The following is a 15,046-nucleotide window of genomic DNA, read 5'->3' as shown; positions in this document are numbered from 1 at the left end:
TTGGGTCGTGTCCCAAATGAGCTTGGGCCGGCCGGTTGTCTATTCGCGCCCTACCTTAAGGGAGAGGCGCGCTGAGGTCGAGATTAAAAATTCAGGTTTCGGGCAAGCGCCATGATGGCGCTCGCCGGTCAACGGTATTGGAGGAAGACGTTGTCTCGCCCGAACTGGTCACGCAGTGCCTGAATCAAGGCATCGGCCGGGTCGATCCGCCACGTCTCGCCGAACTGCAGCAAGGTCTTCGCATCCGGGCTGGTGTATTCCATGGTGATCGGGCACGCGCCGCGATGGCGCTTTAGCAGATCCCCCAACCAGCGTAGCTGATCGCCTTTCAGATCCCGGGTTTGCAGCTTCAGGCGCAGGCTTTCCGCCAGATTGGTGCGCGCATCTTCCATGCTCATCACGCGCTTGACCCGCAGGCGCAGGCCACCGGAGAAATCGTCGTTGCTGACTTCGCCTTCGACCACGACCATTGCATCGGTCTGCAGCAGCGATTGCGCCGAATGGAACGCATCGGCAAACAGCGACGCCTCGATCCGCCCCGAGCGGTCGTCGAGGGTGATGAAGCCCATCTTGTCGCCCTTTTTGTTCTTCATCACGCGCAGGGCAATGATCATCCCGGCCACGGTCTGTGTGTCGCGGGCTGGTTTCAGGTCGATGATGCGCTGACGGGCGAAGCGGCGAATCTCGCCTTCGTATTCGTCAATCGGGTGACCGGTCAGGTACAGGCCCAAGGTGTCTTTTTCACCTTTGAGACGCTCCTTGAGGGTCAGCTCTTTGGCCTTGCGATGGGACGCGTAAACGTCGGCATCTTCCTCGACGAACAAGCCACCAAACAGATCGGCGTGACCGGAATCGTGGGTGCGCGCGGTCTGCTCCGCAGCTTTGATCGCTTCCTCCATCGCCGCCAGCAGCACGGCGCGGTTGCGATCGATGTTGGCTTGATAGGCTTTTTGTTCGTCGTGGAAATACGGACCGAGACGATCAAGCGCGCCGCTGCGAATCAGACCATCCAGCGTGCGCTTGTTGATGCGTTTGAGGTCGACTCGAGCGCAGAAATCGAACAGGTCCTTGAACGGACCTTCCTGTCGCGCTTCGGTGATCGCTTCAACCGGGCCTTCACCGACGCCTTTGATCGCGCCGAGGCCGTAGACGATGCGGCCGTCGTCGTTCACCGTGAACTTGAACTCCGAAGTGTTCACGTCCGGCGCGTCGAGGCGCAGCTTCATCGTCCGCACTTCTTCGATCAAGGTCACGACCTTGTCGGTGTTGTGCATGTCCGCCGAGAGTACCGCGGCCATGAACGGCGCCGGGTAATGCGCTTTCAGCCAAGCCGTCTGATATGACACCAGACCGTAAGCAGCGGAGTGGGATTTGTTGAAGCCGTAACCGGCGAATTTTTCCACCAGGTCGAAAATGTTACCGGCCAAGTCGGCATCGATGCCGTTGGTGGCGCAACCTTCAATGAAACCGCCGCGCTGCTTGGCCATTTCTTCGGGCTTTTTCTTACCCATCGCCCGACGCAGCATGTCCGCGCCGCCGAGGGTGTAGCCCGCCATGACCTGGGCAATCTGCATCACCTGTTCCTGATACAGGATGATGCCGTAGGTCGGTGCCAATACCGGTTTGAGGCCTTCGTACTGATAATCCGAGTGCGGATAGGCCAGTTCGGCGCGACCGTGCTTACGGTTGATGAAGTCGTCCACCATGCCCGACTGCAGCGGGCCCGGACGGAACAACGCCACCAGTGCGATCAAGTCTTCCAGGCAGTCGGGCTTGAGCTTTTTGATCAGCTCTTTCATGCCGCGGGATTCAAGCTGGAACACCGCCGTGGTTTCGGCCTTTTGCAGCAACTGATAAGTCGGCTTGTCATCCAGAGGAATGAAAGCGATATCCAGCGGCGGCTCGTCAACCTTGGCGCGATCACGGTTGATGGTCTTCAACGCCCAATCGATGATCGTCAGGGTGCGCAGGCCGAGGAAGTCGAATTTCACCAGACCGGCGGCCTCGACATCGTCCTTGTCGAACTGGGTCACCAGGCCGTCACCGGCCTCGTCGCAGTAGATCGGCGAGAAGTCGGTCAGCTTGGTCGGGGCGATCACCACGCCACCGGCGTGTTTACCGACGTTACGCACGACGCCTTCGAGCTTGCGCGCCATCTCCCAGATTTCCGCCGCCTCTTCATCGACCTTGATGAAGTCCCGCAGGATCTCTTCCTGCTCGTAGGCTTTTTCCAGGGTCATGCCGACTTCGAACGGAATCATCTTCGACAGACGATCCGCCAGCCCGTAGGACTTGCCTTGCACCCGCGCCACGTCGCGGACCACAGCCTTGGCGGCCATGGAACCGAAGGTGATGATCTGGCTCACCGCGTTGCGCCCGTACTTCTCGGCCACGTAGTCAATGACCCGGTCACGGCCATCCATGCAGAAGTCGACGTCGAAGTCGGGCATCGAGACCCGTTCCGGGTTAAGGAAACGTTCGAACAGCAGGTCGTATTCCAACGGGTCGAGGTCGGTGATCTTCTGTACATAGGCCACCAGCGAACCGGCACCCGACCCACGGCCCGGACCGACCGGTACGCCGTTGTTCTTCGCCCACTGGATAAAGTCCATCACGATCAGGAAGTAACCGGGGAACCCCATCTGGATGATGATATCCAGCTCGAAATTCAGGCGATCAACATAGACCTGACGCTTGGCTTCGTAGTCTTCGGTGGTGTCCTTGGGCAACAGCACCGCCAGACGTTCTTCCAGACCTTCGAAGGAAACCTTGCGGAAATATTCGTCGATGGTCATGCCATCGGGAATCGGGAAGTTGGGCAAGAAGTGCGTGCCCAGTTTCACATCGATGTTGCAGCGCTTGGCGATCTCGATGGTGTTTTCGATTGCGTCGGGAATATCGCTGAACAGCTCGATCATTTCCTCGGCGCTTTTGAGGTATTGCTGATCGCTGTAATTCTTCGAACGCCGCGGATCGTCGAGGGCCCGCCCCTCACCGATGCAAACGCGGGTTTCGTGGGCGGCGAAGTCTTCCTGCTTGATGAACCGCACATCGTTGGTCGCGACCAGCGGCGCGCCGAGCTTGTCAGCCAAAGCTACGGCGCCGTGCAGTTGCTCTTCATCGTTAGGGCGGTTGGTGCGCTGGATTTCCAGGTAGAACCGATTCGGGAATACCGCCATCCAGGCGCGTGCCAGGGCTTCGGCTTCGGCCGGATTGCCGCCAATCATCGCCATGCCGATCTCGCCTTCTTTGGCGGCGGACAACATGATCAGGCCTTCGTTGGCTTCGGCCACCCACTCGCGCTCGACAATGACCATGCCGTTGCGCTGGCCTTCGATGAAGCCGCGGGAAATCAACTCGGTGAGGTTGCGATAGCCTTTGGCATTCATCACCAACAGGCTGATCCGGCTCAACGGCGCATCCGGATCCTTGTTCGACAGCCACAGGTCGGCGCCGCAGATCGGCTTGATGCCTGCGCCCATGGCGTTTTTATAGAACTTGACCAGGGAACACATGTTGTTCTGATCGGTGACCGCGACCGCCGGCATGTTCATGCCGGCCAGCGCCTTGACCAGCGGCTTGATCCGCACCAGCCCGTCGACCAGGGAGTATTCAGTGTGCAGGCGTAGATGAACGAATGAAGCCGGCATAGTGATCCTGTCCAGTTACAGAGAGACAACAAGGCCCGGATTGTACCGGGCCTTGAATAAAACATCAGCCTTGCGACTAAACCTGCGCCAGGCTTTCCAGCGCTTCGTAAGCCAGGCGTACCGGGGCGAACGAGCGGCGGTGAATCGGCGTCGGGCCGAGCCGCGCCAGCGCTTCCAGATGAACGGGCGTCGGATAGCCTTTATGGCCTCCGATGCCGTAGCCCGGATAGATCAGTTCGAACGCCGCCATCTCGCGATCGCGGCTGACCTTGGCCAGAATCGACGCCGCGGCAATCGCCGGCACCTTGCCGTCACCCTGAATCACGGCCTCGGCGCGCATCGGCAAATGCGGGCAGCGATTGCCATCGATCATCGCCAGTTTTGGCTGAATGTGCAGGCCGGCAACCGCGCGCTGCATGGCGAGCATGGTCGCGTGAAGGATGTTCAGCTCGTCGATTTCTTCGACTTCGGCACGGGCGATACACCAGCTCAGGGATTTCTCGATGATCTCGTCATAGAGTTTTTCGCGCTTGGCTTCGGTGAGTTTCTTCGAATCGTCGAGACCGAGGATCGGTCGGTTTGGATCGAGGATGACCGCCGCCGTTACAACCGCGCCGCACAAGGGGCCACGACCGACTTCGTCGACGCCGGCGACCAGTTCTTCGACTTCGGCGACGAGGGTGAAATCCAAGCCCATTTGCATCGTTGTTTTGCTCATCGCGTTTGACCGATCAGGTTAAGGACGGCGTCCGCCGCCTGATTGGAAGCATCCCGTCGCAGCGTGCGGTGGATCTCGTCGAAGCCGCGCGTCTGCTCTTCGCCGCCTTCGATCAGCGGCGACAGGGTTTGCGCGAGGGCTTCGACCGTCGCATCGTCCTGCAACAATTCTGGCACCAGCAGGCGCTGGGCCAGCAGGTTCGGCAACGACACGTACGGGCTCTTGACCATGCGTTTGAGAATCCAGAACGTCAGCGGCGCCAGACGATAAGCCACCACCATCGGCCGCTTGTACAGCAGCGCTTCCAGAGTCGCAGTGCCGGAAGCGATCAATACTGCGTTGCACGCCGCCAGCGCCAGATGCGATTGACCATCGAGCAACGTCACCGGCAGATCACGCCCGGCAAGCAGCTGTTCAAGCTGCGCACGGCGCTCCGGGTTGGCGCAAGGCATGACAAAGCGCAGCCCCGGGCGCATCGCACGCAAGCGCTCGGCAGTATCGAGGAACAGCGCGCCGAGGCGACTGACTTCACCGCCACGGCTGCCCGGCATCAATGCCACCAGCGGCCCGTCCGACAAGCCCAGTTCAGCGCGGGCAGCAGCGCGATCCGCTTCCAGTGGAATGGTATCGGCGAGCGTGTGACCGACAAACCGTACCGGCACGCCCTTCTCTTCGTAAAATCTGGCTTCGAACGGCAGCAGCGTCAACATCAGATCGCAGCCTTCGCGGATCTTCAGTACGCGCTTCTGCCGCCACGCCCACACCGACGGGCTGACGTAATGCACGGTCTTGATCCCGGCCTGACGCAGCTTGAGTTCGATATTGAGGTTGAAATCAGGCGCATCGATCCCGATGAACACATCCGGTTTGGCAGCGATCAATGTGGCGATCAGGTCTTTGCGACGCTTGAGCAACTCGCGAAGGCGCCCAAGAACCTCCACCAGCCCCATGACCGACAAACGCTCCATCGGAAAGTACGACGTCAAGCCTTCATCCTGCATCAACGGACCGCCGACACCGATGAACTCGATCGAGGGGTGTTGGGCCTTGAGCGCGCGCATGAGACCGGCGCCGAGAATGTCACCGGAAGCTTCACCCGCCACCAGCGCAATACGCAAACTGGCCATGATCAGCGGGTGATGCCGCGAGTCGACGACTGAATGGAGTCGCGGAATATCGCGACTTCCGGAAACTGTGCAGCCGATTCGGCCAGTTCAGCCAGCGCCTGTTCGACCGTCAGCCCTTGACGATAGACAGTTTTATACGCACGACGCAGGGTGTGGATCGCGTCTTCGCTGAAACCGCGACGGCGCATGCCCTCGAAGTTCATGCTGCGCGCTTCGGCAGGGTTGCCGAACACGGTGACGAACGCCGGAACATCCTTGCCGATCGCGGTGCCCATGCCGGAAAAGCTGTGAGCGCCAATGTGGCAATACTGGTGCACCAGTGTGAAGCCGGAAAGAATCGCCCAGTCATCAACGTGCACATGCCCGGCCAACGCCGTGTTATTGACCAGAATGCAGTGGTTGCCGATGACGCTGTCGTGACCGATATGCGCATAGGCCATGATCAGGTTGTGATCGCCCAGCGTCGTTTCCGAACGGTCCTGCACAGTGCCGCGGTGAATGGTCACGCCTTCACGGATGACGTTGTGGTCACCAATGACCAGACGGGTTTCTTCACCTTTGTATTTCAGATCGGGCGTGTCTTCGCCTACCGAGGAAAACTGGTAGATGCGATTGTGCTTGCCGATGCGGGTCGGGCCCTTGAGGATCACATGCGGCCCGATCACGGTACCCTCGCCGATTTCCACACCTGCGCCGATGATCGACCACGGGCCGACCTCGACGCCGTCAGCCAGAACGGCCGACGGATCGATGATTGCGCGAGGGTCAATCAAACTCATAGCTTGCGTTCCGCACAGATGATTTCAGCGGAGCAGACTGGCTTGCCATCGACCGAAGCCTGGCATTCGAACTTCCAGATCTGGCGCTTGCAACTGATGAACTTGGCTTCCAGGATCAACTGATCGCCTGGCAGCACAGGCTGGCGGAAACGCAGCTTGTCGGAGCCGACGAAGTAATAAAGCGTGCCGTCGGCAGGCTTCACATCAAGCATTTTGAAACCGAGGATCCCGGCAGCCTGTGCCATTGCTTCGATGATCAGCACGCCCGGCATGATTGGATGCGCAGGGAAATGACCATTGAAGAACGGCTCATTGATGCTGACATTCTTGTAGGCGCGAATGCGCTTGCCTTCAGTGTCCAGTTCCACCACCCGGTCCACCAGCAGGAACGGGTAACGGTGAGGCAGGTATTCGCGAATCTCGTTGATGTCCATCATTTCGGGGGGAAGCCTATGTAAAGATTGGGAGCGCGACTGACGCGCACTCCTCTAGCAAATCAAGGAGGCAGTCTAGAGGCTGTGCACACTTGATATGGAAATGGTATCAGCCATCTGATGAAGCATTGCCGTCAGGGGTCACTTCCCCTACGCGCTTTTCCAGCTGTTTCAAACGTCGCGCAATATCATCGAGCTGACGAATGCGGGCCGCGCTCTTGCGCCACTCGGCCGCCGGTTGCATGGCTGTGCCGGAAGAATAAGCGCCCGGCTCGGTAATCGAGTGAGTCACCATGGTCATTCCGGTGAGGAAAACGTTGTCGCAAATGTCGATGTGGCCAACCAGGCCAACACCGCCAGCCAGCATGCAGTGCTTGCCGATTTTGGTGCTGCCGGAGATGCCCACGCACGCGGCCATTGCGGTGTGGTCACCCACCTGGACGTTGTGCGCAATCTGAATCTGGTTGTCGAGCTTTACGCCATTGCCGATCACGGTATCGGCCAGGGCGCCGCGGTCGATGGCGGTATTCACGCCAATCTCCACATCGTCGCCAATGGTCACGCCACCGATCTGCGCGATCTTCTGCCAGACGCCTTTTTCGTTGGCAAAGCCAAAGCCTTCCCCGCCTAGCACTGCCCCTGACTGAATGACCACGCGCTTGCCGATACGGACGTCGTGATAAAGCGTCACGCGGGGCGCGAGCCAACCACCCTCACCGATTTCGCTGCGGGCGCCGACGACACAATGCGCACCCAGCGTCACCTGCGCACCGATTCGCGCGCCAGTCTCGATCACCACGAAGGGACCAATGCTGGCAGTTGGATCGACCACTGCGTCCGCTGCGATCACCGCTGTCGGATGAATGCCGGGCGAAGCTTTTGGCTTGGAATCGAACAAATGCGAGATACGCGCGTAAGCCAGATAAGGATCAGGCACCACCAGCGCATTACCGGTAAAACCATCGGCATCGGCTTCCTTGAGCAACAGTGCTGCTGCCTGGGAACCGGCCAGGAATTTGCGGTATTGAGGATTTGCCAGAAAGCTCAACTGAGCTGGGCCGGCCTCTTGCAAAGTGGCCAGCCCAGTAATTGGCTTCTCCGGGTCGCCACGCAGGGTGGCGCCGAGGAACTCGGCCAACTGGCCGAGCTTGATAGTCGCGGTCATGGGTTACTTCAGCTGATTCATGCGCTCGATAACCTGGCGCGTGATGTCGTACTGAGGTTTGACATCGATCACTGCGCCACGCTCGAACACCAGGTCAAAACCACCTTTCTTGATGACTTCTTCCACAGCGCTGTCCAGTTTCGGCTTCAGTTGCTTGAGCATCTCGCGGTCGGCAACGGCTTTGGCTTCGTTCAGTTCCTTGGACTGGAACTGGAAGTCGCGGGCCTTTTGCTTGAATTCCAGTTCCAGACGCTCACGCTCGCCTTGCTGCATTTTGTCGCCACCGGCCATCAGACGATCCTGAATACCTTTGGCACTGCTTTCCAGGGTCTTCAGCTTGGACAGTTGCGGGCCAAACTTCTTCTCGGCATCCACGGCGTATTTCTTGGCGGCGTCGGATTCGAGCAGAGCCATCTGATAGTTCAGAACGGCGATTTTCATGTCGGCAAATGCCGGGCCTGCCACCAGCACGGAGGCCAGGAGAACCAATTGAGTCAACTTACGCACGATGCACTCCTACAAAATCCATTGTCGTTATCTAGGGTCAGACGCTTAGAAGGTCTGGCCAAGGGAGAATTGGAACACTTGAGTTTCAGCTTCATCCGGTTTCTTGATCGGCATGGCCAGCGCGAAGCTCAGAGGACCCAGTGCGGTGACCCAGGTCACGCCTACACCAACGGAACTCGCCATGTTGCTCAGGCTGATGTCGTTGCACTGCGTGCTGGAAGAAGAACCGGCTGCAGCGTTGGAAGTCTTGTCGCACTTGGAGTCGAATACGTTACCGACGTCCCAGAATACCGAGGTACGCAGGGAGCGCTGATCTTTAACAAACGGCAGCGGGAACAGAACTTCAACACCACCCTGGATCAACACGTTACCACCGAACGGCAGTGGATCCTGATCCGGGTCAGCGAGTGTGCCTGTGTTACCGGTTACCCCTTGGCCACGGCTCGGGGTACTGCGAGGACCAAGAGTACTGTCCTTAAAGCCACGAACCGAGTTGAAACCACCAGCATAGTAGTTTTCATAGAACGGCAAGCCGTCAGTCGAACCGTAACCGTCGCCATAACCCAATTCGGTGTGCAGACGCAGGGTGTAGTTTTCAGTGATCGGCTGGAACAACTGACCACGGTAATCGAGCTTGAAGAACGACAGGTCACTGCCAGGAATCGTCGATTCCAGCGTCAGGCTCTGCGAACGACCACGGGTTGGCAAGACGCCTTTGTTCAAGGTCGATTCGGACCAACCGGCCGAAGCCTTGAAGTTCAAGTACTTGTCGCCTTCCTGGTTAACGAAGTCGAAAATCTCGTCAACGGTGTACTGACCGGTCTTGATCTCATCCTGTTGAACGGACAGACCGAAAGTCAGACGCGAAGTCTCGCTGATCGGATAGCCGACGTTTACGCCAGCACCCAGGCTGTCTACCGCATAGCTTGCTACGTCGACATCAAGGTCATCGTAGTCAGTGGTGCGATAGAACGCGTTGTAACCCAGGCTCACGCCATCGGCGGTCCAGTACGGGTCAACGTAGCCGAAGTTGTAGCGGCTCTGGTATTCGCTTCGGGTCAGGCCGACGCTGACGCGGTTACCGGTACCGAGGAAGTTGTTCTGAGTGATCGAACCACCGAGGATCAGACCGGCGCTCTGAGCGAAACCGACGCTGGCGGTGATCGAGCCGGAAGCCTGTTCTTCCACGCTGTAGTTCACGTCGACCTGATCGTCGACACCTGGCACAGCCGGGGTTTCAACGTTGACTTCCTTGAAGAAGCCCAGACGCTCGAGACGGGTCTTGGATTGATCGATCAGGTACGTCGAAGCCCAGCCACCTTCCATCTGACGCATTTCACGACGCAGCACTTCGTCTTCCGACTTGGTGTTGCCACGGAAGTTGATGCGATTGACGTAAGCGCGCTTGCCTGGATCGACAGCAAACAGAATGTCTACCGTGTGATCATCATCGTGCGGCTGCGGCACGCCGTTGACGTTGGCGAAGGTGTAACCCTCGTTACCCAGACGACGGGTGATCAGCTCGGAAGTGGTGGTCATCAGCTTGCGCGAGAACACTTGGCCCTTCTGCACCAGCAGCAACGATTTGACCTGGTCTTCAGGGACTTTCAGGTCGCCGCTGAGCTTGACGTCACGAACGGTGTATTTTTCGCCTTCGGTCACGTTGACCGTGATGTAGACGTGCTTCTTGTCAGGGGTGATGGACACCTGCGTCGAAGCGATATCCATATTGATGTAGCCACGGTCCAGGTAGTAGGAACGCAGACGCTCCAGGTCACCGGACAGTTTTTCACGGGCGTACTTGTCATCGTTCTTGAAGAACGACAGCCAGTTGGTGGTTTTCAGTTCGAACAGGTCGGTCAGGTCTTCTTCAGGGAAAACCGTGTTGCCCACCACGTTGATGTGCTGGATGGCGGCAACGGTACCTTCGTTGATATTCACTTTCAGACCAACGCGGTTACGTGGCTGCGAGACTACTTCGGTATCGACGGTCGCCGAATAGCGGCCCTGAGCGACGTATTGACGCTGCAGCTCGTTACGCACACCCTCAAGGGTGGCACGCTGGAAGATCTCGCCTTCGGCCAGACCGGATTGCTTGAGACCTTTCATCAGGTCTTCTGTGGAGATCGCCTTGTTGCCTTCGATCTCGATACTGGCGACGGATGGGCGCTCGACGACCGTGATCACCAGAACGTTGCCTTCGCGGCCCAGCTGGATATCTTGAAAGAAACCGGTCTTGAACAACGCACGAGTGGATTCCACCAGGCGACGATCATCCGCCTGCTCGCCGACGTTCAACGGCAAGGCACCAAAGACACTACCCGCGGAGACCCGCTGGAGGCCATTGACGCGAATATCAGAGATAGTGAAGGACTCGGCGTGAACTTCGGCGATCATCAATACGGTGAGAACCGCAGTTAGCAGCAGACGTTTCATGAAGTCCTTTCTTATTCCAACTGGCAATAAACAAACTGCCGCAAAATGCGGCAGATTCGCAATTCAGCGAAGCGTTACAGTCGACCCAGATCGTTGACCAGAGCAAGCAACATCACCCCGACCACCAAACTGATACCGATCTGTATCCCCCAACCTTGCACCCGATCCGACAAGGGGCGACCACGCACCCACTCGATCAGATAAAACAACAAATGTCCCCCATCCAGTACAGGAATGGGCAGCAAATTCAGAACACCCAGGCTAATACTCAGATAAGCAAGGAAATTCAGGAAATCAGCGACGCCCGACTGGGCAGAAGCGCCCGCCACTTTAGCAATGGTTATCGGTCCACTCAAGTTTTTTACCGAGAGCTCGCCGAACAGCATTTTCTTCAGTGAATCCAGCGTCAGGATGCTCATGGTCCAGGTGCGTCGGGCACCCTCGCCAATCGCAGCCAATGGGCCGTAGCTGACCTCGCGGATCATCTCCGGCGGCCAGTCGATCGCCTTCACCCCAGCACCGAGATAACCGCTCGGCGATTTACTGTCGCCACGTGCAGCCAAGGTCACCGGGACGTCGATTTGAGCACTGTCGCGCTCGATGCGCAGCATGATTTTGGTATCAGGACGCGTACGAACGGTGTCGACCACCTGCTGCCAGTCATTCAACGACTGACCATCGAGCGCCAGCAACCGATCGCCGGTCTTCAAGCCCGCAGCCTGGGCCGGGCCTTTCGGATCAAGTTCGGCCAGCACGGGTGGCAGCGCCGGGCGCCATGGACGAATGCCAAGTGAGCGAATCGGATCAGGCTCATCGGCGCCTTTCAGCCAGTTATCCAGCGCCAGCTCACGAGGTGATTCCGCCGTAGCGCCCTGCTCGCGCACCATCAGTTGCAGAGAGCCGCTCTCGCCGAGGCGACGCACCAATTGCAAATTGACCGCAGCCCAACCCGAAGTCGGCTCACCGTCAATGGCGATGATCTCCTGCCCCGGACTCAACCCTGCCTTGGCAGCAATACTGCCGGACTCGACGGCACCGATGACCGGACGAACCTGCTCACTGCCGAGCATGGCCAGCACCCAGAAAAACACCAGGGCCAAAAGAAAATTGGCGATCGGACCCGCCGCTACGATAGCGATACGCTGGCGAACCGACTTGCGATTGAACGACTGATCAAGCTGATCGACCGGGACTTCGCCTTCGCGCTCGTCGAGCATTTTGACGTAGCCACCCAACGGAATCGCCGCGACAACGAATTCCGTGCCTTGCTTGTCATGCCAGCGCAGCAGTGGCATGCCGAAGCCCACGGAGAAGCGCAGAACCTTGACGCCACAGCGACGCGCGACCCAGAAGTGGCCGAATTCGTGAAAGGTGACCAGAACACCCAAAGCGATCAGGGTGCCGGCAATCATATAGAGCGCGCTCATCTACTTTCTCCGCAATCCCGTTCAGTGCCGCATGCAGCCATTGTGTTGCAAAACCTATCGGCCGTATCGCTTCAGCCATTCCTCGGCCAGAACGCGAGCCCTGGCATCGGCAGTGAATACGCTATCGAGATCACCCAGCGCAACCACCGGCTCTCGGCTCAATACGTCCTCGATGATACTCGCGATTTCGAGGTAGCGAACCCGCCTGTCGAGAAACGCAGCCACAGCGACTTCATTGGCCGCGTTCAACATTGCCGGCGCGCTGTCACCCGCCTCGGCGGCTTGCCGTGCGAGACGCAGGCACGGGAAGCGCTGTTCGTCCGGCGCTTCGAAATCCAGACGCGCAATTGCAAACAGGTCCAGCGGTGCCACACCTGAATCAATGCGCTCGGGCCAGGCCAGCGCGTTGGCGATCGGTGTGCGCATGTCAGGGTTACCCAATTGCGCCAGAACCGAGCCATCCACATAGTCGACCAGCGAGTGAATCACGCTTTGCGGATGGATCACCACCTCGACCTGTGAAGGCTTGGCGTCGAACAACCAGCAGGCTTCGATCAGCTCGAGCCCCTTGTTCATCATGCTCGCCGAATCCACGGAGATCTTGCGCCCCATGGACCAGTTCGGATGCGCACAGGCCTGGTCCGGTGAAACATGCTCCAGTTCGCTCATCGGCGTCTGCCGGAAAGGACCACCAGAGGCTGTAAGCAAAATCCGCCGCACACCCACCGCGCTCAGTCCGCGCGAAAAATCCCGCGGCATGCACTGAAAAATTGCGTTGTGTTCGCTGTCGATCGGCAGCAATACAGAACCACTTTTGCGCACCGCCTGCATGAACAAGGCGCCGGACATCACCAGCGCCTCTTTATTAGCCAGAAGAATTTTTTTGCCAGCCTCGACCGCAGCCAGCGTCGGGCGAAGCCCTGCCGCCCCGACAATCGCCGCCATCACGGCGTCGACTTCCGGCGCGGAGGCGACTTGGCACAAGCCCTCTTCACCAACCAGAACACGGGTCGGCAAACCGGCGGCACGCAGATCATCCTGCAAGCCTCGAGCGGATTCGATCTGCGGCACCACCGCAAACTGCGGCACATGGCGCACACACAACGCGAACAACTCACTCAATCGAGTGAAGCCGGTCAATGCGAAAACCTGATAGCGCTCAGGGTGCCGCGCAATCACATCAAGGGTGCTCAGACCGATCGAACCGGTAGCGCCAAGAACGGTGATCTGCTGGGGACGGCTCACGGTGCGGCCATCCACAGGAGGACGGCGAACACCGGAATGGCTGCAGTCAGACTGTCGATGCGATCCAGCACACCGCCATGACCGGGCAACAGATTACTGCTGTCCTTGATACCGGACTGGCGCTTGAACATGCTTTCGGTCAGGTCGCCCACCACGGAAATGAACACGATCAACGCAGCCCCGATCAGGCCTTTGAGCAGCTCAGCCACCGCCCAGTCCCGCACCAGACCGACAATCGCGGTGATCACCAGACTCAAGGCGAGGCCGCCATAGACGCCCTCCCAGCTTTTACCGGGGCTCACTTGAGGCGCGAGTTTGCGCTTGCCGAAAGCACGGCCGGAAAAATACGCGCCTATATCAGCGCCCCACACCAAGACCATCACCGCCATGATCAGCCAGTTGCCCAGCGGATACTGCTTGATCTGCACCAAGCCTTGCCAGGCCGGCAGCAGGATCAACAGGCCAATCGCCAACTTGGTGGCGGCGCTGGACCAACGCTTGCTGGACTGTGGATAAGTCAACACCAGGTACGTTGCGACAGCCCACCACAGCACGGAGGCGCCCAGGACCCACGGTGCAAGCCCGGGGCGCAGATGCATCACTAACAACATCAACGCGACGACGGCGGCGAAGCCAACGCGGAACGACTGAGCCGTGAAGCCCGCCAGCCGCGCCCATTCCCAGGCACCGAGCGTGACGACCAGCCCGATGAACAATGCGAACGCGGAGCCTTCGAGCAGAAAAAATCCGCACAAGGCGATGGGCAGCAGGATCAGTGCAGTGATGATTCGTTGTTTAAGCATTAAACCCGGGCTCCAGCTTCAACCTGCTCGCTCGTTTTACCGAAGCGACGCTGGCGCGAAGCGAAATCGGCCAGCGCAGTGCGCATGGCATCGTGTTTGAAGTCCGGCCAGAACAGGTCGGAGAAGTACAACTCGGCGTAGGCCAGCTGCCACAGCAGGAAATTGCTGATGCGGTGCTCGCCACCCGTGCGGATGCACAGGTCCGGCAACGGCAGATCGCCGGTCGCCAGGCACGTCTGCAGCAGATCGGGCGTGATGTCCTCGGGGCGCAAATGGCCCGCCTGAACTTCACGCGCCAGACGCTGTGCAGCCTGGGCGATGTCCCACTGACCGCCATAGTTGGCAGCGATCTGCAGGACAAAGCGGTTGGCGCCGACGGTCATGGCTTCGGCTTCACGCATCGCCGCTTGCAGCTCCGGATGGAAGCGCGAGCGGTCACCGATGATGCGCAGGCTGATGTTGTTGTCGTTCAGGCGCTTGGCCTCACGACGCAACGCCTTGAAGAACAGGTCCATCAAGGCGCTCACTTCATCGGCCGGGCGCTGCCAGTTCTCACTGGAGAACGCGAACAGCGTCAACACTTCGACCTTGGCCTCAGCGCACACCTCGATCACGGCCCGCACAGCGTCCACGCCCGCTTTATGCCCGGCGACACCGGGCATGAAGCGTTTTTTCGCCCAGCGATTATTGCCATCCATGATGATCGCGACATGGCGCGGCACCGCGGACGGCGCAGTCTGCTTGGTCTTGTCCAT

At 59.0% G+C, this 15,046-nt stretch carries 12 protein-coding genes; all 12 read right to left on the bottom strand.

All coding sequences use genetic code 11. From position 1 onward, the window contains the following. Window positions 1-128 precede the first annotated feature (128 nt). Window positions 129-3,650 (bottom strand): DNA polymerase III subunit alpha, encoded by a 3,522-nt coding sequence (gene dnaE, locus EL257_RS05880; protein ID WP_126360653.1) that lies wholly within the window; start codon window positions 3,648-3,650, stop codon window positions 129-131. A gap of 76 nt (window positions 3,651-3,726) precedes the next feature. Next, window positions 3,727-4,353 carry a ribonuclease HII gene (gene rnhB, locus EL257_RS05875; protein WP_126368010.1) on the bottom strand — a complete coding sequence of 209 codons (627 nt, stop codon included), beginning with the start codon at window positions 4,351-4,353 and terminating at the stop codon, window positions 3,727-3,729. An 11-nt stretch (window positions 4,354-4,364) separates the two neighbouring features. Next, window positions 4,365-5,495 carry a lipid-A-disaccharide synthase gene (gene lpxB / locus EL257_RS05870; protein WP_126360651.1) on the bottom strand — a complete coding sequence of 377 codons (1,131 nt, stop codon included), beginning with the start codon at window positions 5,493-5,495 and terminating at the stop codon, window positions 4,365-4,367. A gap of 2 nt (window positions 5,496-5,497) precedes the next feature. Beyond that, the gene (lpxA, locus tag EL257_RS05865) at window positions 5,498-6,274 is read right to left on the bottom strand and encodes an acyl-ACP--UDP-N-acetylglucosamine O-acyltransferase (RefSeq protein ID WP_126360648.1); all 777 of its coding nucleotides are present in this window, start codon (window positions 6,272-6,274) and stop codon (window positions 5,498-5,500) included. Beyond that, window positions 6,271-6,711 (bottom strand): 3-hydroxyacyl-ACP dehydratase FabZ, encoded by a 441-nt coding sequence (gene fabZ, locus EL257_RS05860; RefSeq protein WP_003222142.1) that lies wholly within the window; start codon window positions 6,709-6,711, stop codon window positions 6,271-6,273. Before fabZ ends, lpxA begins: the two co-directional genes overlap by 4 nt. Window positions 6,712-6,817: 106 nt before the next feature. Continuing rightward, window positions 6,818-7,873, bottom strand: coding sequence for a UDP-3-O-(3-hydroxymyristoyl)glucosamine N-acyltransferase (gene lpxD, locus EL257_RS05855; RefSeq protein WP_126360647.1), 1,056 nt, complete (start codon window positions 7,871-7,873; stop codon window positions 6,818-6,820). Between the two features lie 3 nt (window positions 7,874-7,876). Then, complete coding sequence (locus EL257_RS05850; protein ID WP_126360645.1) at window positions 7,877-8,380, bottom strand: OmpH family outer membrane protein; 504 nt, start codon at window positions 8,378-8,380, stop codon at window positions 7,877-7,879. A 45-nt stretch (window positions 8,381-8,425) separates the two neighbouring features. Continuing rightward, window positions 8,426-10,816 (bottom strand): outer membrane protein assembly factor BamA, encoded by a 2,391-nt coding sequence (gene bamA / locus EL257_RS05845; protein WP_126360643.1) that lies wholly within the window; start codon window positions 10,814-10,816, stop codon window positions 8,426-8,428. 74 nt (window positions 10,817-10,890) lie between these two features. Further along, on the bottom strand, window positions 10,891-12,243 hold the full coding sequence (gene rseP, locus EL257_RS05840) for a sigma E protease regulator RseP (RefSeq protein WP_126360641.1): 1,353 nt from the start codon (window positions 12,241-12,243) through the stop codon (window positions 10,891-10,893). Window positions 12,244-12,297: 54 nt separating this feature from the next. Further along, window positions 12,298-13,488 (bottom strand): 1-deoxy-D-xylulose-5-phosphate reductoisomerase, encoded by a 1,191-nt coding sequence (gene ispC, locus EL257_RS05835; RefSeq protein WP_126360639.1) that lies wholly within the window; start codon window positions 13,486-13,488, stop codon window positions 12,298-12,300. After that, window positions 13,485-14,291, bottom strand: coding sequence for a phosphatidate cytidylyltransferase (locus EL257_RS05830; protein ID WP_126360637.1), 807 nt, complete (start codon window positions 14,289-14,291; stop codon window positions 13,485-13,487). Before EL257_RS05830 ends, ispC begins: the two co-directional genes overlap by 4 nt. Then, the gene (uppS, locus tag EL257_RS05825; protein ID WP_016771475.1) at window positions 14,291-15,046 is read right to left on the bottom strand and encodes a polyprenyl diphosphate synthase; all 756 of its coding nucleotides are present in this window, start codon (window positions 15,044-15,046) and stop codon (window positions 14,291-14,293) included. The genes EL257_RS05830 and uppS overlap by 1 nt, the downstream gene beginning before the upstream one ends.

The sequence above is a fragment of the Pseudomonas fluorescens genome (assembly GCF_900636825.1).
Taxonomy (GTDB): domain Bacteria; phylum Pseudomonadota; class Gammaproteobacteria; order Pseudomonadales; family Pseudomonadaceae; genus Aquipseudomonas; species Aquipseudomonas fluorescens_BG.
Note: the sequence above shows the minus strand (reverse complement) of the source record. Positions and strands in the feature narration are given on the sequence as shown.